At 33.4% G+C, this 25,140-nt stretch carries 26 protein-coding genes; 15 read left to right on the forward strand and 11 right to left on the reverse strand.

The features are described from left to right. Positions 1–10 precede the first annotated feature (10 nt). The 4 genes from JI750_RS19975 to JI750_RS19990 form a co-directional block, all read right to left on the reverse strand. On the reverse strand, positions 11–622 hold the full coding sequence (locus JI750_RS19975) for a tetratricopeptide repeat protein (protein WP_202006197.1): 612 nt from the start codon (positions 620–622) through the stop codon (positions 11–13). Positions 623–787: 165 nt separating this feature from the next. Then, entirely contained in the window at positions 788–2,665 is a 1,878-nt protein-coding gene (locus JI750_RS19980; protein WP_202006198.1) for a M1 family metallopeptidase, read from the reverse strand. Positions 2,666–2,900: 235 nt separating this feature from the next. Beyond that, positions 2,901–4,481 (reverse strand): NADP-dependent glyceraldehyde-3-phosphate dehydrogenase, encoded by a 1,581-nt coding sequence (locus tag JI750_RS19985; protein WP_202006199.1) that lies wholly within the window; start codon positions 4,479–4,481, stop codon positions 2,901–2,903. Positions 4,482–4,555: 74 nt separating this feature from the next. Further along, positions 4,556–4,867 carry a rhodanese-like domain-containing protein gene (locus JI750_RS19990; protein WP_095929060.1) on the reverse strand — a complete coding sequence of 104 codons (312 nt, stop codon included), beginning with the start codon at positions 4,865–4,867 and terminating at the stop codon, positions 4,556–4,558. Positions 4,868–5,243: 376 nt separating this feature from the next. Between JI750_RS19990 and JI750_RS19995 the strand changes: the two genes are divergently transcribed. The 3 genes from JI750_RS19995 (at position 5,244) to JI750_RS20005 (ending at position 7,364) form a co-directional block, all read left to right on the forward strand. Next, positions 5,244–5,885 (forward strand): Crp/Fnr family transcriptional regulator, encoded by a 642-nt coding sequence (locus JI750_RS19995; protein WP_202006200.1) that lies wholly within the window; start codon positions 5,244–5,246, stop codon positions 5,883–5,885. Positions 5,886–5,983: 98 nt separating this feature from the next. After that, positions 5,984–6,409, forward strand: coding sequence for a DUF4304 domain-containing protein (locus JI750_RS20000; RefSeq protein WP_202006201.1), 426 nt, complete (start codon positions 5,984–5,986; stop codon positions 6,407–6,409). Between the two features lie 169 nt (positions 6,410–6,578). Beyond that, positions 6,579–7,364, forward strand: coding sequence for a sulfite exporter TauE/SafE family protein (locus tag JI750_RS20005; protein ID WP_202006202.1), 786 nt, complete (start codon positions 6,579–6,581; stop codon positions 7,362–7,364). Between the two features lie 86 nt (positions 7,365–7,450). Here JI750_RS20005 and JI750_RS20010 read toward each other — a convergent pair whose 3' ends face one another. From JI750_RS20010 to JI750_RS20040, 7 genes are all read right to left on the reverse strand, one after another. Continuing rightward, complete coding sequence (locus JI750_RS20010) at positions 7,451–7,837, reverse strand: helix-turn-helix transcriptional regulator (protein ID WP_202006203.1); 387 nt, start codon at positions 7,835–7,837, stop codon at positions 7,451–7,453. A 238-nt stretch (positions 7,838–8,075) separates the two neighbouring features. Then, entirely contained in the window at positions 8,076–8,480 is a 405-nt protein-coding gene (locus JI750_RS20015) for a hypothetical protein (protein WP_202006204.1), read from the reverse strand. 524 nt (positions 8,481–9,004) lie between these two features. Further along, a complete protein-coding gene (locus JI750_RS20020) occupies positions 9,005–9,418 on the reverse strand; it encodes a helix-turn-helix domain-containing protein (RefSeq protein WP_202006205.1) in 414 nt (137 codons plus the stop codon). A gap of 203 nt (positions 9,419–9,621) precedes the next feature. Beyond that, positions 9,622–10,296 carry a hypothetical protein gene (locus JI750_RS20025; RefSeq protein WP_202006206.1) on the reverse strand — a complete coding sequence of 225 codons (675 nt, stop codon included), beginning with the start codon at positions 10,294–10,296 and terminating at the stop codon, positions 9,622–9,624. A gap of 34 nt (positions 10,297–10,330) precedes the next feature. Next, positions 10,331–11,407: a cytochrome d ubiquinol oxidase subunit II gene (gene cydB / locus JI750_RS20030; protein WP_202006207.1), complete on the reverse strand. Its 1,077-nt coding sequence runs from the start codon at positions 11,405–11,407 to the stop codon at positions 10,331–10,333. A 2-nt stretch (positions 11,408–11,409) separates the two neighbouring features. Further along, on the reverse strand, positions 11,410–12,756 hold the full coding sequence (locus JI750_RS20035) for a cytochrome ubiquinol oxidase subunit I (protein WP_202006383.1): 1,347 nt from the start codon (positions 12,754–12,756) through the stop codon (positions 11,410–11,412). Positions 12,757–13,035: 279 nt separating this feature from the next. Further along, the gene (locus JI750_RS20040) at positions 13,036–13,626 is read right to left on the reverse strand and encodes an HD domain-containing protein (RefSeq protein ID WP_202006208.1); all 591 of its coding nucleotides are present in this window, start codon (positions 13,624–13,626) and stop codon (positions 13,036–13,038) included. 205 nt (positions 13,627–13,831) lie between these two features. Here JI750_RS20040 and JI750_RS20045 point away from each other — a divergent pair, with 205 nt between their 5' ends. The 12 genes from JI750_RS20045 to JI750_RS20100 all read left to right on the forward strand — a co-directional run bounded on the left by JI750_RS20045 (position 13,832) and on the right by JI750_RS20100 (position 25,132). Beyond that, positions 13,832–15,250, forward strand: coding sequence for an MBL fold metallo-hydrolase (locus JI750_RS20045; protein ID WP_202006209.1), 1,419 nt, complete (start codon positions 13,832–13,834; stop codon positions 15,248–15,250). Positions 15,251–15,425: 175 nt separating this feature from the next. Further along, positions 15,426–15,995 (forward strand): YeeE/YedE family protein, encoded by a 570-nt coding sequence (locus JI750_RS20050; protein WP_202006210.1) that lies wholly within the window; start codon positions 15,426–15,428, stop codon positions 15,993–15,995. A 10-nt stretch (positions 15,996–16,005) separates the two neighbouring features. Next, a complete protein-coding gene (locus tag JI750_RS20055) occupies positions 16,006–16,482 on the forward strand; it encodes a DUF6691 family protein (RefSeq protein ID WP_111363391.1) in 477 nt (158 codons plus the stop codon). 3 nt (positions 16,483–16,485) lie between these two features. Beyond that, complete coding sequence (locus JI750_RS20060) at positions 16,486–17,004, forward strand: GNAT family N-acetyltransferase (RefSeq protein ID WP_202006211.1); 519 nt, start codon at positions 16,486–16,488, stop codon at positions 17,002–17,004. 194 nt (positions 17,005–17,198) lie between these two features. After that, positions 17,199–18,815: a glycerol-3-phosphate dehydrogenase/oxidase gene (locus JI750_RS20065; RefSeq protein ID WP_202006212.1), complete on the forward strand. Its 1,617-nt coding sequence runs from the start codon at positions 17,199–17,201 to the stop codon at positions 18,813–18,815. A gap of 251 nt (positions 18,816–19,066) precedes the next feature. Next, on the forward strand, positions 19,067–19,525 hold the full coding sequence (locus JI750_RS20070) for a MarR family winged helix-turn-helix transcriptional regulator (RefSeq protein ID WP_198856630.1): 459 nt from the start codon (positions 19,067–19,069) through the stop codon (positions 19,523–19,525). Between the two features lie 14 nt (positions 19,526–19,539). Continuing rightward, entirely contained in the window at positions 19,540–20,172 is a 633-nt protein-coding gene (locus tag JI750_RS20075) for an NAD(P)H-dependent oxidoreductase (protein WP_202006213.1), read from the forward strand. A 37-nt stretch (positions 20,173–20,209) separates the two neighbouring features. Next, a complete protein-coding gene (locus JI750_RS20080) occupies positions 20,210–20,776 on the forward strand; it encodes a YceI family protein (protein ID WP_202006214.1) in 567 nt (188 codons plus the stop codon). Positions 20,777–20,980: 204 nt separating this feature from the next. Further along, entirely contained in the window at positions 20,981–22,261 is a 1,281-nt protein-coding gene (locus tag JI750_RS20085; RefSeq protein ID WP_202006215.1) for a beta-helix domain-containing protein, read from the forward strand. A 299-nt stretch (positions 22,262–22,560) separates the two neighbouring features. Next, positions 22,561–23,961, forward strand: a complete 1,401-nt coding sequence (locus JI750_RS20090) for an anthranilate synthase component I family protein (RefSeq protein WP_202006216.1) — start codon at positions 22,561–22,563, stop codon at positions 23,959–23,961. A 71-nt stretch (positions 23,962–24,032) separates the two neighbouring features. Beyond that, complete coding sequence (locus JI750_RS20095; RefSeq protein WP_202006217.1) at positions 24,033–24,476, forward strand: hypothetical protein; 444 nt, start codon at positions 24,033–24,035, stop codon at positions 24,474–24,476. Between the two features lie 89 nt (positions 24,477–24,565). Continuing rightward, complete coding sequence (locus tag JI750_RS20100) at positions 24,566–25,132, forward strand: anthranilate synthase component II (RefSeq protein WP_202006218.1); 567 nt, start codon at positions 24,566–24,568, stop codon at positions 25,130–25,132. The last annotated feature ends 8 nt before the right edge of the window (positions 25,133–25,140 follow it).

A 25,140-nucleotide genomic window follows, 5' to 3' on the forward strand; every position in this document is an offset into this window, starting at 1 on the left:
ATGATTCTTTTTAGATTTTAACGTAATAACTCTCTTCATTATCACTCTTTATCTTCTGTACTCCTTCTTCTGTTTTAACAGCTACATTTATAACATGCAGTATGTTTGACTTTTCATTCAAACTGCAGTTCCAAATTGTCCCGTCGGAAAGGATAATCTCTGAGAATACAGATACATTACAGTTATTATCATTATAAACTAATTTTTCTGTTTTAAGGAGTTTCTTTACGTTAGTTTTTTTGTCTACTTCGTAAAATAAAATCTCGTTTTCCTTAATTTCGACTAATTCATCAAAAGCAGATTGATTTGTACTTGTATTATTAGAAGACCAAACTGGCTGGTTTCCTATTCTTTTCCAAGTTCCTGTTACTTGTTTTAAAATTTCCTTTCTCAAAAGCTCTCGTAAGGTATCTACCTTTTTAACAGCATCTTTTCCAATCTCATTTTCAGGTTTAATCTTAGCTGCTAAAGAAAATAAATCGATAGCCTTTACAAAATCGGCTTTTTTATAGTAAGAAATAGCCAATTCATACTTGTTTTTCTGAAATGCAGTCTTTTGATCGTTCTGCCCAAAAAACTGTAGGGTAGTTAGCAAAACAATCAGAACAAAAGTTTTCTTCATGTGGTATTTGGAGATATTTTTAATATTTCGCAAACGTAATATTTTCCTAACAAATATCTTTACGGTTTTCCGTAATTTTGAGTATTTTTAATTTATTTTAAATAAAAACCGTCACTTTGCAAAAAACAAGTGACGGTTTTAAACATTTTATTACAGTTAATTCAATTATTTAACATGTAATATATTATTTTCTGGAGTTGCATCCATAAAAATTCCTCCCTCAAGTTCAATTTTTTCGATTTTTTTTGCGCTTTTCAAAATTATTTTAGCTGTTTTTTGATTTTTCTCCCAAATTGCAGGTGTTTGATGTAATGTAGTTTTGGATTTATCAGCATAAGTAATCACAACATCAAACGGAATTGCAAAACCTCCAATATTTTCTACAGTTATAATTTTCTTATCGGCAGAAATCCCTTTTACAGCAATATCTAAATAATTGTTAGTAAAGAACCAATTATTAAAAAACCAATTTAAATTCTTACCTGTAGCAGTATTAAATGAATTAAAATAATCCCACGGAATTGGGTGTTTTCCATTCCAAGTGTCCATGTAAAAATGAAGCGCCTTTTCGAATAAGTCATCTCCTAACATATCTTTTAAAGCCAAATAAGAAAGAGAAGCTTTCCCATAAGAATTATTTCCATAACCTGCACCAGAAACCTGTGTAGACATTGTGATAATAGGCTGATCTTGTTCTGCAGCACGATCTTTAATATAATTTTTTACTCTAAACTCTTTATAAAACTTATCTGCAGCTTCTTTACCATGTTCAGCAATTCCGATTAAATACTCGAAAGTTGTTGCCCAGCCTTCATCCATAAAAGCATAACGCGTTTCATTAATTCCCATATAAAAAGGAAAATAAGTGTGGGCCACTTCATGATCTTGCACTAACTGTGCAAAAATCGGATCTCCCATTTCTGAATCGTTGCACATCATTGGATATTCCATATCGGCAAAACCTTGAAAAGCCGTCATTTTAGAAAACGGATACGGAACTCCAGGCCAATTGTTAGAAAACCAATCTAAAGCATATTGATTATTTTTTACTGAATTTACAAAATCTGTTCCTTTAATATCGTAAGCTGCCTGAACACTTGCACGGCGATTTGTTTTTTTGTCAACTATAACACTACTGGCATCCCACAAATAGTGATCGCTCAAACCAAAACATACATCTGTTATATTTTTGGCCTCAAATTTCCATACATTCCAATCGTATTGTTTGGTTACGATTCCGCTTTTCATTTCTTCTTCGTTAGCGATATGCAGAATTTCATCTGTTGTATATGATTTTTTCAAACGCGATGCAAATTCAGGCTGTAAAACCTCATCAGGATTTAATAAATCTCCTGTTGCATAAACCACATAATTTTTTGGCGCTTTTACCGAAAAAACATAGTCATTGAAGTCATTATAGAATTCTTGGCGATCTGTGTGTGGTATTCTGTCCCAGCCATTATAATCGTCATAAACTGAAACACGAGGATAACTGTACGCAACAAAAAATGTTGTTTCGTCAATCTGCCCTTCTCTACCACTTTCTTTAGACAAAGGATAATTCCATTGGATATTTATAATGGTTTTAGAATGAGGTGAAATTGGTTTTACCAATTTTACGTTTCCAACCGTTCCCCAATTTCTGGCGTCTTCTTTGTACACTTCATTTTCTATTTTTAATGAAGTAATCGTTAATCCATCGCTTAAAAAATCGTTATTTACTTCACCGCCTCTTGGAGAAGATGGTTTATGAAGATTATTTACAAAACGGATAACCAAGTTTCTTAACGTATCCTTACTATTGTTTTCGTAAATGATGGTTTCAGTTCCGGTAACAACTCTTGTTTTTGGGTCAACTGAAATTTCCATATTATATTTTCCGCGGTTCTGCCAGTAGTTTGCACCAGGTTTTCCGTCTTTAGAACGTGTTCCATTCTCATAAGCTTTTTTTATGTTTCTAGGCATATAAAGCTCTTGGGCAAAATTATCTTGGGCAAAAAGAACGAATGCTATTAATGCAAATTGCAAAAACTTCTTTTTCATAAATGATTCTTAGGACTTTAAATTGTTTACTATATAAGACTGCTGTTTTAAAGCAATGTTACAAATTTAATTATTAATTGTTAATGGAGAGATCTGAATTATGAATTATGAATTGTAAAATGTTGGATATAAAAACTACTTTTCATTTTTCACTTTCACTTTTCACAAAAAAAGAAAAACCGTCTGTCACCAAAAGCAACAGACGGTATCTACAATTAATATATAACCTTGATGACTACAAAATATAATCTGTATTAATAAAATTCGATTCTTTGCTGTTAAGCAATTCCTGCAGAATCTCATTATTATAATCGATATCTTTTGAAGCTACAAACGTACGGATTGAGAAAGAACGTAAAGCATCTGGAATACTTAAAGTTCCTACTGCAGAATCTTTTCTTCCTGTGAAAGGGAAAGCGTCTGGCCCTCTTTGGCAAGAGCTGTTTAAGTTTACTCTGCAAACTAAGTTTACCAAAGCATCAATAAGCGGTGCCAATGTTTTTATGTCTTTACCAAATAAACTTACCTGCTGTCCGTAGTTTGATTCTGCCATATCTTTCAATGGTTCTTTGATATCTTTGAAAGAAAGCACTGGAACAACTGGCCCAAACTGTTCTTCGTGATAAACGCGCATTTCTTTGTTTACTGGATAAAGAACTGCTGGGAAAATATAATTCTCAGTATGTTTTCCTCCTTTTTCATTGATTACTTTAGCACCTTTATGAACAGCGTCATCAATTAAACCTTGAATATACTTTGGTTTATCTGTTTCTGGAAGCGGTGTCAAAGAAACTCCTTTTTCCCACGGATTTCCAAAAACCAAACTATCTACTTTCTCAGCAAAACGTTTATTGAACTCTTCTCTAATAGATTCGTGAACATATAATACTTTTAAAGCTGTACAACGCTGTCCGTTAAAAGACAAACTTCCTGTAATACATTCTTGAATAGCCAAATCTAAATCGGCATCTGGAAGAATAATCGCCGGATTTTTTGCTTCTAAACCTAAAATCAAACGCAGTCTGTTTTTGTTTGGATGCTGATCTTGTAAAGCAATCGCCGATTTACTATTTCCGATTAAGGCTAAAACATCAATTTTTCCAGATTTCATAATCGGAGAAGCTACTTCACGTCCTCTTCCGTAAACGATATTGATTACCCCTTTTGGAAAACTGCTTCTGAACGCTTCTAATAATGGAGAAATACATAACACTCCATGCTTAGCAGGTTTGAAAATTACAGTATTTCCCATAATCAAAGCTGGAATCAGCAATGAGAAAGTTTCGTTTAAAGGATAATTATATGGTCCAAGACATAATACAACTCCAAGAGGCCCACGACGGATCATGGCGTTTACTCCTTGCACTTTTTCGAAGTGCGAACTGCGTCCGTTTAATTCTTTATAACTTGCAATAGTATCGTAAATATATTCTACTGTTCTGTCGAATTCTTTTTGTGAATCTCCTAATGATTTTCCGATTTCCCACATCAAGTATTTCACTACTTCTTCGCGGGTTTCTTTCATTTGTTTCACAAATTTTTCCATGCATTTAATACGATCCACTACTTTCATAGTCGGCCATAAACCTTGTCCCATATCGTATGCATTGGTAGCAGATTCGACAACTTCTGCTGCTTCTTTTTCTCCCATAAAAGGAATAGATCCTAATAAAGTCGGCGAATACTTTTCTGTTGAAGAAATAGTAGAAAACACAGGTGTGGTTTGCCCTGTCCATTGTTTCAATTCTCCATTTACAAGATAGGTATCTTGATTTATCAGACTATTAATCTGATATTCTTCTGGTATAAAACTCATAATTTGGTTTGTTTAATGGTCTGGTAATTTATTTTCAAAAGAAAAAAGAGGCTTTTTTATTGCCTCTTCTTCTTTTATGGTTGTACTGTTTCACCTTCCCAATCTAGGATTCCTCCAAGCAGATTGTAGGCGTTTTCTATACCCAACTCGTTCATAATCTGGCATGCTTTTGCACTTCTAGCCCCAGAACGACAGTATACGTAATAGTTTTTATTTTTGTCTAATTCTTCGATTTCATAGATAAATGCCTGCCCTTTATTGATATCAATATTAAGAGCATTCTCAATGTAGCCGTCATTAAATTCGTCTTCAGTTCTTACATCAAGTATAACTGCATTTTCGTCAGCCTCTAACTGAGCAACCCAATCTTCTTGTGATAAATTCATAATAAAATGTGTTTTTGTAAAATTACGACGTTTCTATATATAAAAAACGTACCAAATGCGATTTCGATTATTATTCTCAGAAAACGTTTTAGAGAAAGTATTATAATCAGTGAATTACAAATTTAGTTACTATTTTTAAAAATTCAGCCTACAAAATCGATAGAAAATAGGATTTTTTCATTTATATAAAATACCATCCAAATCTTGTTTTCTTTCAATTAATACCATTTGAATCCATTATCTTTGTAAAAAATCATATTATTTAATATCTTTTTGATAAAAACCAAGACATCAAATAGAGACCTCTGTCAGTTCGAGCGTAGTCGAGAACCTAAGACATCTCGACTCCGCTCGATGTGACAAAATCATTAAAACGATGCTACATTCATTAAAAACCATATTTCCTAATTTCTCCAATGAACTTATTGCTACAATTGAAGAAAACGGAAGCCTTCAAGATTTTGAAGCCGGAACCATTTTAATGCGTACTGGTCAGTATATTAAAAATACAGTTTTAATAACTAAAGGTAAAATCAAAATCTATCGCGAAGGTGAAGACGGCGGAGAGTTTTTAATGTATTATTTACAGCCTGGACAAGCTTGTGCGATATCAATGATTTGTACAGCAAAAAGCGAAAAAAGCCAGATTATGGCAAAAGTAGTCGAAGATGTAACCGTGATGATGATTCCGTTGCAATTGATGGACAAATGGATGATGGAACATAGAAGCTGGTACGAATTTGTAATTGAAACCTACCGAAGCCGTTTTGAAGAAGTTCTCGAAGTAGTCGATAATATCGCTTTCCGTTCTATGGATGAAAGACTAGAGTTTTACTTAAAACGTCATTCTGATGCCTGTGGCTGTTCTGAAGTGAATTTATCACATCAGGAAATCGCAACCGAATTAAATACTTCACGTGAAGTTGTTTCAAGATTATTAAAAAAAATGGAACAGCGTGGTTTGGTCAAACTCAATCGAAACCAGATTGAATTATTAAACACGAATTTCACGAATTAACACGAATATTTTTAACACATAGAAACATAGTTCTTGCAAACCCAAAAAGACGTTTCACTTGTTTAAATTCTCATAGTTATGAGCAAGCTTAAAAGAAAATGAGTACAGAAAGAAATCTAATGATAAGTTCATTAAATAAACTTTTCGTCCCTGAATTAAGAAAATTAAATTTCAAAGGAAGTTTTCCTCATTTTAGAAGAATCGAAAATGATGTTACGAACTTAATAACCTTCCAATTTGATAGAGACGGAGGTGGATTTGTCATTGAACTTGCAAATCATAAAGGCAAAGAATATGTTTCCTCTTGGGGTAAAATTACAGAACTTAAAAAGCTAACTGCTCATCACCTAAATCAAAGAAAGAGAATATATCCAAATTCAGAAAATGAAGATAACGGCAAAAAAAGCTGGTTTAGATACGATGAAAAATCTTTTTTCCCTTTTGGGAATATATACGATAAGAACGCAAAAAAAGCAACAGAAAGAATTCCGTTGATGGAAAAATATTGGAGAGAACTAAAATAAAAAAGTCTGCTCATAACACACGCTATGTATGGAAACTAGTTTCTTCCATAGTCTTTAATTTTGGCAAAAAACCTATGTTTCTATGTGTTTAAATTTTCTTTTTACTTCTGTGATAAATGTTACTGTAGGTTTCTAATTTCCGAAGCAACTTTGCATTAAAACAAATGCAATGGAATATTTAGGATTTTTTGCCTCAATCATAATCGGAATTTCGCTTGGCTTAATTGGCGGCGGAGGTTCTATTCTTACTATTCCTATTTTAGTTTATTTATTTAAAGTAAGTCCCGATCAAGCCACTTCTTATTCTTTATTTATTGTTGGGTTAACCGCTTTATTTGGAAGTTACAGCCATTATAAAATGGGAAATCTAAAACTAAAATCGGCTTTGTATTTTGCTGTTCCATCCGTTATTTCGATTCTAATAATCCGTGAAGTGATATTTCCGCAAATTGCATCGACTTTATTTTCTGTCGCTTCTTATACCGTTTCAAAAGATTTTCTAATTATGATCATCTTTTCTATCCTAATGATTACAGCGGCCATTTCTATGATTAAAAAAAATCAGTCCGAAATTAAATCAGTAGACACTAATTATTCGCAATTGAGTTTTATAGGTTTTTTGGTCGGAATCGTAACCGGATTTCTAGGTGCAGGCGGCGGATTCTTAATTATTCCTGCCTTACTTTTTTTTGCCAATCTGCCCATGAAACAAGCCGTTGGAACTTCATTATTAATCATCACTATTAATTCGTCGATAGGTTTTGCTGGCGATCTATACATTGGGACACCAATAAACTATAGTTTCTTATTAAGCGTTTCTGCAATGGCTCTAATCGGAATGTTTATTGGTAGCCAGCTTTCTAAAAAAATGGACGGAGCGAAATTAAAACCTCTTTTTGGATGGTTTGTGCTCGTAATGGGATTTTATATCATTGCCAAAGAAGTTTTATTCTAAAAGCAATTTCAACACTTTATTTAGTTTCACTTGTAGAGTAATCTTTGTCAAAGTTTTAAACTTTGACAAAGATGAAACTAAAACCTTCAAATTTCTCCAAATTTATCTTTATATCTTTCAAGCTCTATTTCAGTTCTCGAAAGCAGTTTTTCAAGCAATTGAATTTTATCTTCATAAAGCTCCTTCAAAACTGAAGAATTATCGGCATTGATTAAAATACTACCGTTATTGTTTCCTGTTATTTTATTGAAACTGTTGAAATATTTATCGTAGTCAAAACTAATTATATCCTCTACGCTGACATCTAAAATTCTTCCTATTTCAACCAATTTTTCGTAACTCAAAGAAGTCTTTCCTTTTTCAATTTTACTATAACCTGCTTGGGTTACGCCTAATCTTTCTGCCATGTATTCCTGAGTATAATTTTTTAACTCTCTAATATTTTTGATTTTACTTTTAATTGTTGTGGCCATATTATTTCTGATTTGTGGTCATGTATAGTCAAAACAGCCAGCCGTTAGAATGTAACGGCACGACTATACTATTATTTTTATTGGGAAATTATAAAACTACTTCATAACTAAAGACTTATGTCGCAGCGTTTTGTTAATTTTTTCTTTGTGTAATGATAAAATAACCGTACATCAAAGTTGCCATTATGAAAAATGCAATCATAACGGGAAATACTGAATATAAACATCTCTGATTTTTTTAAGCAGTTCTTTTTATACTTCTTTCAAACTGAAGATCTAAGTAAGAATCGATCTGCTTGCCAACCAATATGCGGTCTTTGGCGGCAATTTTAGTCCTTATTTTGTTCTGGTAAATATCTTTTACAAAAACAAAATAGGCAAATTCGGCCTTGTTCCCGAATCTCATAGCTAAAATAAACGAATAGCACAAAATTGCAGGAATAATGTAATACAAGTCCATTAAGTTGGAAAATAGCATACAATAATATGCTACAGCAGTTACGGCCAAAAAAGCACCGTTTTCAAGAAAATATTTCTTCTTTTTTTTAAGCAGTCCAAGTTCTTTAATTTCATCAAACTGATACTGCCAATTCTTAGATTTGTAACGAAATCTAACCTTGTCGGAAAAAACTGTTAAAGGCATAATAATTTAGTAGGTAAAAATAGATTTAAGCTTCTAGTGAAAAATCAATTTCTAAAAATTCTTAGGGGGAAAAAATTCTTAGATACGCAATATTAAGCATTAACACTTTTTTTTTCTTACAATTAACATTATAGAATATAACTATCGGTTGTAATTAAATCTTTCGTAAAAGTTATCTTATACTTTATTTACAAAAAAAATCTCAAGTAAGAAGATTCTTTTGGGCGTTGCCTCCGGCCGGGCTATCCGCTTTATTCCCGATTAACAAAAACTACGGCTAAAAAGCCTTGTTTTTCTAAATCGGGAGATACCGCTTCTATCCCTAACGCAAACTCAGGTAAAATGACGTCTTGTCTTTAATATTTTCAATCAATTGCCTCCAGCTTTAGCTGGAGGTAAACAAATGTATATATAAAAAGGGCTTTAGCCAAAACTGGAAAGTTTGGCTAAAGCCCAATTCAAATTAAAACAAAAAAACTCCAGTTAAAACTGGAGGCAATTGATTTTTATCTTTTTGTTTTCTATTATTTTTTTAGCAGTTTTTCTAAATATTCTACTTTTTCTTTTTCTGCTTGAACTAAAGCTTTTTCAGCCTGAACCAAACGTTCATAAAGTTCAACCATTTTATCTAGAGGATTAAAAGTAAAGATTGGTCCAGATGCACCTTGACCATTACTTGCACTATTATCGTAAAAATTATTAAAGAAGTTAAAAACAGATTCTTCTGAAAAATTTTCAATTGCTTCAACTGTTACACCAAGTGCTTTTGCAATTTCTGTCAGCTTTTCACTATCAACCTTTTCGCTCGATTCAATATTAGAAACAGTTTGCAGGCTTAGACCAATTGCAATTGCCAAAGCTTCTTGTTTCATTCCTTTAAGCTCTCTAATTCGGCTTATGTTTCTTCCTATATGTTTTGGTTTTGCTGTTGTGCTCATAATTCAAAGATATTTAAAATTCTTGAAAAATTATTTGATTCGTAAAAATACATATTTTTCTCACTATAAATTAAATTGCCTCCAGCTTTAGCTGGAGGTAAACAAATATATACAAAAAGGCTTTAGCCAAAATTGCAAAGTTTGGCGAAAGCCCAATTCAAATTCAAACAAAAAACCTCCAGCTGAAGCTGGAGGCAATTCATTTATTTTTTCTTTCGCAAGAGTTGTTCATTTTGGGCATGAATCTTTTTCAAAAGTGTCTTTAATTCATTGTCTTCTTTATTACCAGAAATTGCATCTTTTACCTTGTCCATCGTCAATACTACTATTCCAATCGCATAAAATATTAATGTCCATAAGTGAATTTTATCAATAGCTTTATTCTCTTCTTTTATTTTTCCATTAATAGCAAATTGATCATTTTTAGACATTTCATAAAAATTAATTCTTTCTTTTATTAACATCTTTTCAATTTCCTCATAATTATTTTCGTCTTGCAATTTATTTATCGAGGTAATATAATTATCATAATTAATATTTATATTATTTTGTTCTTCTTCTTCAAGTGTAGCCAATCCTAGACCTGCATATTTCATATAACCAATCATTCTTAACTCTGCAGCATATGCATCGATAAGAGAATGTAAAGGCAGAATCTTATCATGTTTGTAATTATAAGAAGTTACCTCTGAAACAAAAGTACTAAACTTATGAGACTGACTTTGTATCACATAATGCAACCTATTTTCTTTAAAATCTGATATTGCATTTTCATGTTTTGCTGTTAACACTTTTTCAAAATACCATGATAAAACTAAAATTAATGATCCAATTATCGTTAACAAATATTTCTTAAAAGCAATCTTTAATAAACTCATTTAATTATTTTTAGATTAATTTAAACAAACAAAATCAATGTTCCCCATACCCAATATCATCCATTTTCCCACTAAAAACTCGATATTGAATAATAAAATAAATAATCACCAGAAACAAAGCTATAAAAAACCAGCTCAAACCAGCGTTTAATCCGTATTCGTGAGCGGCAGTATTGTAAATGGTTAATGACGGATTTACTTTATTGGTTGAAGGCAAAACATTCGGAAAAATTGAAACTGCTGTAGAAGCAAATCCTCCAACTAAAAACAAAGTCGAAAACAGAAATCCGTGACCATCTTTTTTAAAGGAACGAACTTTGAATAATCCAGCAATTCCAACAAAAGTCATTAAAGGAAAAAACCAAAGAATCGGATTTTCAACGAAATTATGAAATGGCTTTGGCTCGATAAAATGCCAAATTCCCAAAGAAATAAAGACTAAAACAAGCAAAATAAAGTTCAGCCTAAAAACCACATTTTTCAATTTCGGATTTAAAGCAGAATTTGTTTTATAAATAATCCAGTTTGCGCCGTGAATTGTCAAAGCGACAACACTCACAATTCCTAAAAAAAGCGTAAACCAATCGATAATTCCCAATTCATTTGCCTGCGGACTAAAAGTCGGATTCCATAAAGGCAGAAAGAAATAATGCGCTTCTTGTGTAGAAACTCCATTTTGAACCATTCCAAGATTTACACCTCGAACAATATTTCCTAAAGCAATTCCGAAGAAAAGAGCCAAAAGCAAACTCGCAATTCCGAAAGCTTTATCCCAAATTGCTTCCCACATATGATTATGAATCTGTCCGCGCATTTCAAGTCCGATCGCACGAAAAATCAGAAGCCATAAAATCATAATCAAAGGCAGATAAAATCCGCTGAAAGATGATGCATATAAAGTTGGAAAAGCAAAAAACAAAACACCGCCGGCAGCGATTAACCAAACTTCATTGGCATCCCAAAACGGACCAATTGCATTTGTAATTGCCTTTTTATCTTTTTCTGTATCAGCAAAAAATAAATGAATAATTCCTGCACCAAAATCGTAACCGTCTAAAACCAGATAAACAGCCAGAATTCCCATTAAAACTACGTACCAAAAAAATTCCATACTTATATTTTTTCTGTTGAAAGTTCCACATGGTGCGGTCCTTTATTGATAATTTTTCCAACTAAAAGCAAAAACAGCATTCCTAGCAAAAGGTACAAACCAATAAAACCAAGAAGAGTAAACAAGGTATTTCCTGATGAAACTGTTGGTGAAGCTCCAGCCGCTGTTCGCATTAAATTATAAACCAGCCAAGGCTGTCTTCCTAATTCTGCCGTGTACCAACCTGTTGTATTGGCGATGTACGGAAATGGCATCATAAACATCAAAGACCATAAAAGCCATTTGGTTTCAAAAAGTTTCCCTCTTATTAATTGAAAAAGAGAAATTACCATCAAACCGATAAACACAGTTCCGAGCCCAACCATAATATGGTAGGCATAATACAATCCTGAAATATTGGTCGGATGCAAATCTTCTTCAAACTGATCTAAACCTTGAATTTCCTGATCCCAATTTCCGTAAGTCAGGAAACTCAGAATATTTGGAACGGCAATTTTATTGTCCAGTTTTTTATCTTTTACGTCTGGCTGTCCGATTAAGACAATCTCTGAACCTTTCTTTTCGGTATGAAAAATCCCTTCCATTGCAGCAAAAGTCACAGGCTGATATTTCACCACATTTTTAGCTGCTAAATCTCCCGTCGGAACCGCCACAATAATACTCGAAATCAATCCGAAGATTACTCCTGTTTTCAAGAACAATTTCCCGAAAGAAACATTCTTTTTGCTTAAAATATAGAAAGCTCCAATTCCGGCCACAACAAAAGAACTTGTCACCAACGAAGCGGCTTGATTGTGTAAATAAGAAGGCCAAAGCCAAGGATTCAAGAATAATGCTTGAAAGTTATTCAATACAAATTTTCCGTTTTCCAGAATCTCATAACCCACAGGATTCTGCATCCACGAATGTGTAGCAATGATTAAAAATCCGCTCGCCCAAGAACCGATCATAATTAGTAATCCAGTTACAAAATGCCATTTATGTCCGAGAAGTTTTTCTCCGAATAAAAATAATCCAAGAAAAGAAGATTCAAGAAAAAAAGAAAACATTCCTTCCATTGCCAATGTTTGACCGATGATTCCTCCTGTCAATTCGGAGAATTTTGCCCAGTTGGTTCCAAACTGAAACTCCATCGGGATTCCCGTCACAACGCCCATTGCAAAATTGAGGGCAAAAATCTTCATCCAGAAATGGGTGGCGTGATTGTATTGTTCGTCTTGAGTTTTTAGATATTTCCACTTGAAGTAAACAATGATGAGCGAAAGACCCATTGTAAGTTGTGGAAAGAGATAATGAAAAGTAATCGTGAAGGCAAATTGCATTCGATCATAAAAGAGCATTTCTTCCATAATGGTAATTTGTTTATGAAGTTCCACAAATTTAACCATTAGAACCCGAATTAACGCCCTTTAAAAAAAGTTTATCTCCCGATATTTGTTAAACTTTTCAACAATTTAAAGGGTAGAAATGACACTTGTTGTTTTTCGATTAACGTACAGTTCGTCATTTCGACCGAAGGAAGAAATCTCTGCAAAGATTGGCTTCTCGTTGCGGAGTTACTTGCGGAGATTTCTTCCTTCGGACGAAATAACAAGATTGTGTATAATAATTTCTAAAAGCAAAAACTATTATTTCTCTAAAATTCCTTTTTCAACACTTTCTTTAATCAAACCTTCAGCATAATCCCATATCGATTGTGAACCATTTTTAATAACGCTTTTCTTTTCATAAACTTTATCGTATTTCACGCCAAACTCTTTCCAAGTTCCGCCATTGTTAGATGTGTTTTGCAATAATGGTTCAAGTCTGTCCATAGATTTTGCAAATTTGGCTTCGTTGGTTTCTCCTGCTTCAAATTCTTCCCAAATCGAAATAAACTCTTCAGCTTGCTTTTCTGGCAGCAAACCAAAAATTCTATTTGCCGCTAAACGTTCTTCATCTGTATTATCATGACTTTTTACGGTATCATAAATAAAAACATCACCAGCATCTATTTCTACAATATCGTGTATCAAAACCATTTTCACGACTTTCAAAATATCAATTGGTTCATTTGAATGTTCTGCCAAAACAATTGCCATCAAAGCGAGATGCCAGCTGTGTTCTGCATCATTTTCGCATCTATCACTGTTGAATAATTTTGTCTTGCGCTGAATGTATTTTACCTTATCAATTTCTTTTATAAAAGCAATCTGATCCAATAAGTCTTGTGTCTTCATTTTCTTTTTTGTTTTGAAATGACATTCGTCATATGCAAAATTAAAGCTTAAAGCGTAATTGCTCAACTTTAAATTTAATTTATCTCAATCGGATATGACAAACGGTACATTTTTTTACACAAAAACCTAATTTCTGTAACATTAGTCACCTATTTTTTTAAAAAACAAAGTTACCTTTGTCTTCCATTATTTTTATTATTGAATCATGAAAATAGAACAAATTTACACCGGATGCCTTGCTCAAGGTGCATATTATATTACTTCAAATGGCGAAGCGGCCATTATTGATCCGCTTAGAGAAATCCAACCTTATTTGGATCGTTTAGAACGCGACGGAGTGAAACTGAAATATATTTTTGAAACGCATTTCCATGCCGATTTCGTTTCTGGACACGTTGATTTAAGCAAAGAAACTGGAGCTCCAATTGTTTACGGACCAAATGCTGCTTGCGAATTTGACTGCATTTCTGCAAAAGACGGACAGGAATTTAAAATTGGAAACATTACTATTAAAGTTTTGCATACTCCAGGCCATACTATGGAAAGCGCTACTTTTTTATTAATTGATGAAAACGGAAAAGACCACGCCATTTTCTCTGGAGACACTTTATTTATTGGAGATGTCGGACGTCCAGATTTAGCTCAAAAAGCAGCGGGAATGACTCAAGATCAATTGGCTGGAATTTTATTTCATTCGTTGAGAGATAAAATCATGACTTTGGCAGATGATGTAATCGTTTATCCTGCGCACGGTGCGGGAAGCGCCTGCGGAAAAAACATGAGCAAAGAAACCGTTTCGACTATTGGGAATCAAAAAGCCACCAATTATGCTTTGCGTGCTAATATGACCGAAAAAGAATTTATCAAAGAAGTTACAGACGGTTTATTGCCTCCTCCAGCTTATTTCAGCATGAACGTGGCTATGAACAAAGGTGGATACGAAAGCTTTGAAACTGTTTTGCACAACGGAATGAGAGCTATAAATGTAAAAGATTTTGAAGCGGTTGCAGAAGAAACAGGCGCTTTAATTCTAGATACAAGAAGTGCGGCCGATTTCAGTAAAGGATTTATTCCGCAGTCTATCAATATCGGAATCAACGGTGATTTTGCTCCGTGGGTCGGAACTTTAATTGCCGATGTAAAACAGCCAATTATACTGGTTACTGCCGCGGGCATGGAAGAAGAAACGGTAACTCGTTTAAGCCGTGTTGGTTTTGACACGATTATCGGACATCTAGAAGGTGGTTTTGAAGCTTGGCAAAATGCAGGTTTTGAAGTTGATACTGTAAACAGAATTACTGCCGAACAATTTGCTAACGAATTTAAATTCGGAGAAGATAAAGTAGTTGATATTCGTAAAGAAACAGAATACGCAGCAGAACATATAGATGACGCTTACAGCAAACCTTTGGCTTATATTAATGACTGGGTAAAAGACATTAATCCAAATGAACATTTTTATCTGCATTGTGCTGGTGGTTACAGAAGTATGATTGCAGCTTCTATCCTTCAAGCAAGAGGTTTCAGAAATTTCTCTGAAGTTGAAGGCGGTTTTGGAGCGATTTCAAAAACCAATGTTCCAAAATCAGATTTCGTCTGCCAAAGCAAGGTTTTGAAAGCATAAACATTGAACATAATTTTTTACCATGTAAGTGATATAAGTTCATTTTAGTTTGGGGTGATTTTAAGCCCACTTCTTATATTTACTTAACTTTTATAAGTTATATAAGAAACTCCAACTTATAATTTCTTATATAACTTATATGGTGAAAAAAAAATACTTAATCTTTAAATTATTTATGAATTTACTAGAAATTTTGAGAGAACCATGGCCTTGGTACGTAGCAGGCCCGCTGATTGGATTAACTGTTCCAATTTTATTAATTATTGGAAATAAATCTTTCGGGATTAGTTCTTCACTTCGTCACATTTGTGCGGCTTGTATTCCTGCAAATATTTCATTTTTTAAATACGACTGGAAAAAAGAAAGCTGGAATTTATTCTTTGTTCTTGGAATATTCTTCGGAGGTTTTATTGCTGCGCATTTTCTTTCGAATCCAAATCCGGTGGAAATTGCTCCTGAATTATCAGAGAAATTAGCGACTTACGGAATCACAGATCACAGCGGTTTGGTTCCTGCACAATTATTTTCTTGGGAAAGTTTATTAACGCTTCGCGGATTTATCATGATTGTGGTTGGCGGATTTTTAGTTGGTTTCGGAACTCGTTATGCTGGCGGATGCACAAGCGGACACGCGATTATGGGATTATCAAACTTACAATGGCCTTCATTAGTAGCTACAATCTGTTTTATGATTGGCGGTTTTGTAATGGCCCTTTTGATTTTACCTTATATTCTTTCACTTTAAAATTTCAAAAATGAGTTTAGAAAATAAAAATATAGACGGCGAAGGAATCAACGCAAGTCAGAAAAAAGAAACTGCATTAGCAAACCTTAAATATTTAATCGTTGGAATCTTTTTCGGAATTGTATTCGTAAAAGCTGAAATTATCAGCTGGTTTCGTATTCAGGAAATGTTCAATCTAGAGTCATTTCACATGTATGGCGTAATTGGATGCGCTGTTGCAGTTGGATTAATATCGGTACAATTGATTAAAAAATTCAACATTAAAACCCTTGACGGAGAAAAAATAGAAATCCAACCAAAGACTTTCAATAAAGGACAAATCTACGGCGGATTATTATTCGGTTTCGGATGGGCCATTACTGGAGCTTGTCCAGGTCCGCTTTTTGCTCAAATTGGCACTGGCGCAACTGTAATTGTAGTTACTTTAGTTAGTGCAATTGCTGGAACTTGGGTTTATGGTTTGATTAAAGATAAATTGCCTCATTAAAAAATGAATACAACAGAAAAGCTATCTCTAAGAAAAGCAAATCTTTCAGAAATACCTCAAATCTGGCAAATCCTGCAAGATGCCATCGAACAAAGAAGATTAGACGGAAGCTCACAATGGCAAGATGGATATCCGAACGAACTTTCTATTAAAAGCGATATCGAAAAGGATTACGGATACGTTTTTACAGAAGACGATTCGATTCTGGCTTATGCCGCGATTATTTTTGACAAAGAGCCTGCTTACGAAAATATCGAAGGCAAATGGCTTACTCATGGCGATTATACTGTCGTGCATCGTGTAGCGGTTTCGAAATTAGCAAAGGGGAAAGGAGTTGCAACCAAGCTATTTGAAAGCATTGAAGGTTTGTCTGTCGAAAATAATATTTATAGTATAAAAGTAGACACAAACTTCGATAATACTCCGATGTTAAAAATTTTAGACCGATTAAAATATACGTATTGCGGAGAAGTCTATTTTAGAGGCTCTGCAAGAAAAGCATTTGAAAAACGATTGGTATAAATACACAATCCATAAAATTGATAACCCGACAGATTTTAAAAAACTGTCGGGTTTATTTTTATTTCAAGTTTCAGGTTTAAAGTTGCCTACCAAAAACCTGAAACTTGAAACCTGAAACTTTTTCTTCATCAATTTTTAATTTCATTTCGTTAAGTTTGCTTTAAACAACATTTCCCAAAAATAAATCAATAAACATGAATCGTTCAGAGCAGTTACCAAAACTACAAAATACCGAAAAATGGGACGTAATAATTATTGGCGGAGGTGCAAGTGGTCTCGGAACGGCAGTTGATGCAGCAAGTCGTGGTTATAAAACCGTTTTATTTGAAGCTGTAGATTTTGCAAAAGGAACTTCAAGCCGAAGCACTAAACTGGTTCATGGTGGTGTGCGCTATTTGGCGCAGGGGGATGTCCATTTGGTAAGAGAAGCATTAAAAGAGAGAGGTTTATTGGCACAAAATGCAAATCATTTAGTCAAAAACCAATCGTTTGTCATACCAAATTATCATTGGTTTAGCGGTTATTTTTATACAATCGGATTAAAAATTTACGATCTATTGTCTGGTTGTTTGAGTTTAGGAAGTTCTAAATATCTTTCAAAAAAGAAAACTATCGAACTGCTTCCAAATGTAGAAGAAAATGGTTTGGTAAATGGCGTTATTTATCACGATGGACAATTTGATGATTCTCGTTTAGCAATTAACCTTGCTCAAACAGCTGTCGAAAATGGAGCTTGTATTTTAAATTATACAAAAGTTGTCAATTTATTAAAAGACGATAAAAATCAACTTATTGGTATTCAAGTTCAAGATCAAGAAAGCGGAATTAAATATGATATAAAAGGTTCTGCCATAATTAATGCGACAGGAGTTTTTACAAACGCGATCATGAAATTAAATGATAACGTTTATAAAAAATACATTGTTCCTAGTCAGGGAATTCATTTGGTTTTTGATAAATCTTTTCTTCCTGGCGAAAATGCTTTAATGATTCCGAAAACAAAAGACGGAAGAGTTTTATTTGCAGTTCCGTGGCATAATCGCGTGGTGGTTGGCACAACCGATACTTTAATCAAGAAACAAAGCTTAGAACCAATTGCTTTGGAGAGTGAAATCCAATTTGTATTGGAAACCGCTCAACGCTTCTTAACCAAAAAACCAACAAGAGCCGATGTGCTTTCTGTTTTTGCAGGATTACGCCCATTAGCAGCCCCAAAAGAAGAAGGCAAAAGCACCAAAGAAGTTTCTAGAAGCCATAAAATTATTGTTTCAGAAACCGGATTAATTACAATTACTGGCGGAAAATGGACAACGTACCGAAAAATGGCCGAAGAAATAATCGACAAAGCTATATTAAAAGGAAAGCTTCCTAAAAAAGAATGCGGTACAGAACATCTTTCCATTCATGGAAACACACCTACTACTTCTTTTGACAGAGAAAATCACTTATATATATATGGCTCTGATATTCCGAAAATAATTGAATTACAAGAAAGAGAACCTGAGTTACAAGAAAGACTGCATCCTAATTATGAATTTACAATGGCAGAAGTCGTTTGGGCTATTCGATACGAAATGGCAAGAACAGTCGATGATATTCTAGCCAGACGTGTTCGTTTGTTATTTTTAGATGCCAGAGCTGCAATAGAAGTTTCAGAAAAAACGGCAAGAACAATTGCTAAAGAACTTGGACATAATGAAGCATGGATAAACACAGAAATCGCCAATTTTAAGCAAATTGCTAAAGGTTTTCTATTATCTGAGTTCCAACAAATCGCAAATTCAGCTGATTTTGAGGATCTTTCAGCTTAAAACAATCTTACAAAAAAGTGATTGATATTTTTTTTACCATTAAAATTAACTTTCGACTTTAAAAAATAGCTAAACATAACAATATCAGTTAATTATAATAAAAATTTACTTTAATTTTATCCTCTAAAAACCATCTATTTTGTTCTTTTAGGTAAAGCTTTTACATGAATTAACAAAAAATTAACACAACACTTGTATATACAAATATTAAAAGTTATACATTTGTATATACAAATTATACACTTACGACTATGACAATTGAAGAGGTTATTAAGAGTACGGTTAAGATGGATAATGCGAAAAAAGTTATTCTGAATATCATGTACACGCAAAATGTGATTCAGGATCATTTCAACGAGTTGATCAAACCGTATGATTTATCTGGAGAACAGTATAATGTGTTACGTATATTAAGAGGACAAAAAGGAAAGCCTGCTAATATGTGCGTGATACAAGAACGAATGCTTGCTAAAACAAGCAATACAACACGTTTGGTAGACAAATTATTATTGAAGGATTTTGTAACTCGAAATGTTTGTCCTGATAATCGAAGAAAAATTGAAGTTTCGATTACGCAAAAAGGATTGGATGTTTTAAAAGAATTAGATCCGAAAGTTGACGAACACGAACAAACGTTTGCAAACAATCTAAAACCAGAAGAACTAGTTTTCCTGAACCAATTATTAGAAAAATATAGAACCAACAAATAAAAATAATATAAACTATGAGCAATTTCTTAGATAATCAAAATTGGAGATACGCAACCAAACAATTTGATGCTTCAAAAAAGATATCAAATGCTGATTTAAATACATTAAAAGAAGCGGTTAGATTAAGCGCTTCTTCATACGGATTACAACCTTATAAAGTAGTTATTGTTGAAAATCCAGAATTAAGAGAAAAATTAAAAGGTGCTGCTTGGGGACAAACTCAAATTACAGATGCTTCTCACCTGTTCATTTTTGCAAACGACTTAAGCCTTGATGCAGGTTCGGTTGACAAATATATCAGCAATATCAGCGAAGTAAGAGGCGTTCCAACAGAAGCTTTAGGCGGATTCAGCGACATGATGAAAAATGTAATTGCAAATTTATCTGAAGATGCAAAACATATCTGGACTGCAAAACAAACGTATTTAGCTTTAGGAAACTTGTTAAATGCAGCTGCTGATTTAAAAATTGATGCTACTCCTATGGAAGGTTTTAACGCAGCTCAATTTAATGAAATCTTAGGTTTCGACAAATTAGGTCTAAACGCTTCAGTTATTGCAACTGTAGGTTACAGACACGATGACGACAAATCTCAGCACCAGAAAAAAGTTAGAAAATCACACGAGGAATTATTTATCACACTATAATTATTTATTAATCAAATTCAAATTTAATTTTAAAAACATGAAAAATTTAAAAACTATTGCAATAGCATTATTCGTAGCAGCAGCTGGAATCTCAGTAAACGCTCAAACTAAAAAAATCGACGTAAAAGCATCTACTATTAAATGGGTAGGTAAAAAAGTAACTGGAGAACACTCTGGAACTGTAAACTTCAAAGAAGGAGCTGTAGTTTTCAAAGGAAAAAAATTAGTTGGTGGTAGCTTCACTGTAGATATGACTTCATTAACTTCTACAGATTTAACTGGAGAATACCAAGGTAAATTAAACGGTCACTTAAAAGCTGACGATTTCTTTGGAACTGAAAAATTCCCTACTTCAAAATTAGTTTTCAAAACTATCGGAGCTAAATCTACTGACGTTTACACTGTAACTGCAGATTTAACTATTAAAGGAATCACTAAACCAGTAACTTTTGATATTACTGTAAAAGGAAACACTGCTACAACTGCTTTCAAAGTTGACAGAACTAAATACGATATTAAATACGGTTCAGGTAGCTTCTTCGAAGGTTTAGGAGACAAAACTATCAACGACGAATTTGAATTGGCTGTAGCATTAAAATTCTAATATTTCAAGCTTACTAATTCAGAAATACAATAAACCCCCAACAGTTTTGCTGTTGGGGGTTTTCTTTTATTAGCTTTTCATAAACTTAACATTCTTAATAATATAGTAACTCTTTCGTAATAACTATCAGGACTTTGATTAACATACGGCTTCTATTTTTGGGACAATTAAAAAAATCAAAAACTAGAAATTAAAATCATAGTTATGAAAACAAAATTACATATTGCATGCATAACCTTCATTATCAGCTTTTTCGCACAGGCTCAGCAACAGCCAAAAGGAATTATTGGCACTTCGAACTGGATGACCAACTGGACGAGTTTTAAACCTGCTGGCAATGACTATGGGGAAGCAACAAACATAATTGCTGGAACAATAGATAAAGACACAAGATTAACGAAACGCAACATCTACCATTTAGTTGGCGTTGTGTATGTTACTAATAATGCTACTTTAACTATCGAACCTGGAACCGTTATCCGTGGTGATGATAAAACTTGCGGAACTCTTGTCATCACTAATGGCGCAAAAATTATGGCAGAAGGTCTTGAAACTGACCCGATTATCTTCACTTCTGAAAACGAAATAAATAACAGAAAACCAGGTGACTGGGGTGGAATTATAGTTCTAGGAAAAGCTCCTATAAATTCTTTAGGAGGAATTCACACTTTGCCTTTCGATTTAGATCCAACTTTAAATCATTACGGAGGTCAAGATCCTGAAGATAATTCTGGAATTATGAAATATGTGAGAATAGAATATGCTGGAAGAAAATTAAGTGCTTCTAAAGAATTAAACGGTCTTTCTCTTGCTGGTGTTGGAAGAAAAACAACTATCAGCCATGTTCAAATCAGTTATTCAAATGATGATTCTTTTGAGTGTTATGGCGGAGATTTGAATCTAAGCAATTTAGTTTCGTACAGAACAACTGATGATGATTTTGATTTTACGCAAGGTGCTCAAATTAATATCTCAAACAGTATTGCAATTCGCCACCCGTTTTCTTCAGACATTTCGGGTTCTAGATGTTTTGAGGTTGACTCTTACGAAAAAATTGCTTCTACAGACATGACCAAAAAGATGACCAAAATTAATGCAAGCAACATCACATTGGTTAACTTAGAAGAAAACAATCAAGGTTTGGTTAGAGAATCTGCTTACATTAAAGAAAATACCTTTTTCAATTTAACTAATAGTGTCGTTTCTGGGTTTGCTCCTTTTATTTTATTGGAAGGAAATATCGGAAACGGTGAAGCCAATCTATCAAAAATCACTTTTAAAAACGTTGTGGCAAATAATTGCCAAGGTGAAATTGAAAGCGAATCTGGAAGCAATATTCCGGGCATAAAAAGCTATTATGGAAACCCAGCTTACGGAATAGAATATACAAAAATGAAACTTAACGAGTTATTTGCACTACCAAATATCAAAGGGAATCCAGATTTTAGATTAAACGTAAACAATACGATAGCAAGTGGAAACTAAGGAGTTATAGAAGCATTCGGAATCAAAATTTAACAAATTTTACAAATTCGAAAAGTTTTTTTTCAAATTTTATATACTCTAATTAAAATTACATTTATATCTTTGTCACATCAAAATAAAGAAATGAGAACAATTTTAAACAATACTTGGTGGTGGAGCAATTTACGTCAGACGTCGTGAACGAAGCTTCCTATGGTATTGTAAGAAATATAAAAATATAAAGGGCTTGTCATCACGACAAGCCCTTTTTTTTGATCAAAACCGAAATATAAATTAACAACACATAAAAACTATATATTTTGAAACCTTTTATTCTTAATACACATTACAAACAAATTCTCGCAGATACGGTTACACCAGTAAGCATTTATTTCAAAATCAGAGATAAATTTCCAAACAGCTTATTATTGGAAAGTAGTGATTATCATGGAAATGATAATAGTTTCTCTTACATCTGCTGCAATCCGATTGCTACTATAAAAATCGAAAATGAAGTTATCTCTAAAACTTTTCCTGACGGAACTTCTGAGAAAACTGTAATCGATGCTTCAACAAATATTCCTCAGGTAATTCAGGAATTTTCAAGTCAGTTTCAATCAGAGAAAAACGATTTTAAATTCATTAATAATGGCTTATTCGGATATATCTCTTACGATTCAGTTCGCTATTTTGAGAAAGTTTCAATTGCAAAAAAAGACAATGCCACTTCAATTCCTGATGTTTTTTATGCTGTTTATCAAAATATTATTGCAATCAATCACTTCAAAAATGAAGCTTACATTTTCTGCCATAGTGTAGATAATAAAAATAATATTGCTGAAATCGAGCAATTACTTCAATCTAGAAACATTGCCTCTTATAAATTTTCTAAAGAAGGAGAAGGTTTCTCTAACTTAACTGATGAAGAATTTAAAGCAAATGTGGCTTTAGCAAAAAAACACTGCTACCGCGGAGATGTTTTTCAATTGGTTCTTTCTCGCCGATTTACTCAAGGTTTTAAAGGCGACGAATTTAATGTCTACCGAGCTTTAAGAAGCATCAACCCTTCTCCATATTTATTCTTTTTTGATTATGGCGATTTCAAAATATTTGGTTCTTCTCCAGAAGCTCAAATTATCGTAAAAAACAGAAAAGCTGAAATTCACCCAATTGCTGGAACTTTCAAAAGAACAGGAAATGATGAACGTGATGCTCTTTTAGCAAAAGAACTTTCTGAAGATAAAAAAGAGAACAGCGAACACGTTATGTTGGTTGACTTGGCAAGAAATGATTTGAGCCGAAACGGTCACGATGTAAATGTAGAAAAATATAGAGAAGTTCAGTTTTTCTCTCACGTAATTCACTTAGTTTCTAAAGTGACAGGGCATTTACACGATAAAGCAACTACAATGCAAGTTGTAGCGGATACATTTCCAGCAGGAACTTTAAGCGGTGCACCAAAACACAGAGCGATGCAATTAATTGAAGAATGCGAAAAAACAAATCGTAACTTCTACGGAGGTGCAATCGGTGTTATGGACTTTGATGGAAATTTTAATCACGCCATTATGATTCGAACTTTCCTTTCTAAAAATCATCAATTGCACTGTCAAGCAGGAGCAGGAATTGTAGCAAGTTCTGATGAAGAAAGCGAAATGCAGGAAGTTTACAATAAATTAAGAGCATTAAACACAGCCTTAGAAATGGCAGAACAAATTTAGTTTCAAGTTTATTGAAACGTGAAACTTAAAACCTTAAACAATTAAAAAACAAACCATAAAAACCACAAACTATGAAAAAAGCAGTATCAATTTTAGTTTTAATCGTTACACTGACTTCTTGCAATTCAGAAAAAAAACAAAATCCGATTGAGGGAACTTGGCGTCTTATATCAGCTGAAACAACTGAGAAAGATTCAACTTTTTCAACTTTCAATTCAAAAACAAAAATGATTAAGATTATCAACGATACACATTTTGCTTTTTTTAATCATGATTTAAAACACGGAAAAGATACAACAGCAGCATTATTCTTTGGCGGAGGCGGAAAATATACTTTAAAAGACAGTATTTATACAGAACATTTAGAGTTTTTCAACAACCGCGATTGGGAAGACAACAAATTTGAATTTGTGGTGAAAGTTCAAAACGACACTCTAATTCAAAAAGGAGTAGAAAAAGTAGAAAAATTAGGGGTAGATCGTGTTATCGTAGAAAAATACGTTCGAGAAAAATAAGAAAATTTGGTTTCAGGTTTAAAGTTTCAAGTTTCACGTTCCAACCAACTTGAAACCTGAAACAAAACTGAAACAAAAAACACAACACAATGAAAAAGATTTTAGTTATAGACAATTACGATAGTTTCACTTACAATTTAGTGCACTATTTAGAAGATTTAAACTGCGAAGTTACTGTTTACAGAAACGATGAATTTGATATTGATGAAATTGCATCTTTCGAGAAAATATTACTTTCTCCAGGGCCTGGAATTCCTGATGAAGCTGGTTTATTAAAAGCAGTAATCGAAAAATACAGTCCAACAAAAAGTATTCTTGGCGTTTGTTTAGGACAACAGGCAATCGGAGAAGTTTTTGGCGGAACGCTTTCAAACCTTGACAAAGTATATCACGGCGTTGCAACAAACGTAAAAACTTTAGTAGACGACGAAATTTTATTTGAAGGATTAGGAAACGAATTTGAAGTAGGAAGATACCACTCTTGGGTTGTTGACAGCAATTTACCCGAAGATTTAGAAGCGACTTCTGTTGATGAAAACGGACAAATTATGTCTTTACGTCACAAAAATTATGATGTAAGAGGCGTTCAGTTTCACCCAGAAAGTGTTTTAACACCAAACGGAAAAAGGATTTTAGAGAATTGGATTAACAGTTAATAGTAAAC

Source organism: Flavobacterium tagetis, assembly GCF_016735615.1.
Lineage (GTDB): Bacteria > Bacteroidota > Bacteroidia > Flavobacteriales > Flavobacteriaceae > Flavobacterium > Flavobacterium tagetis.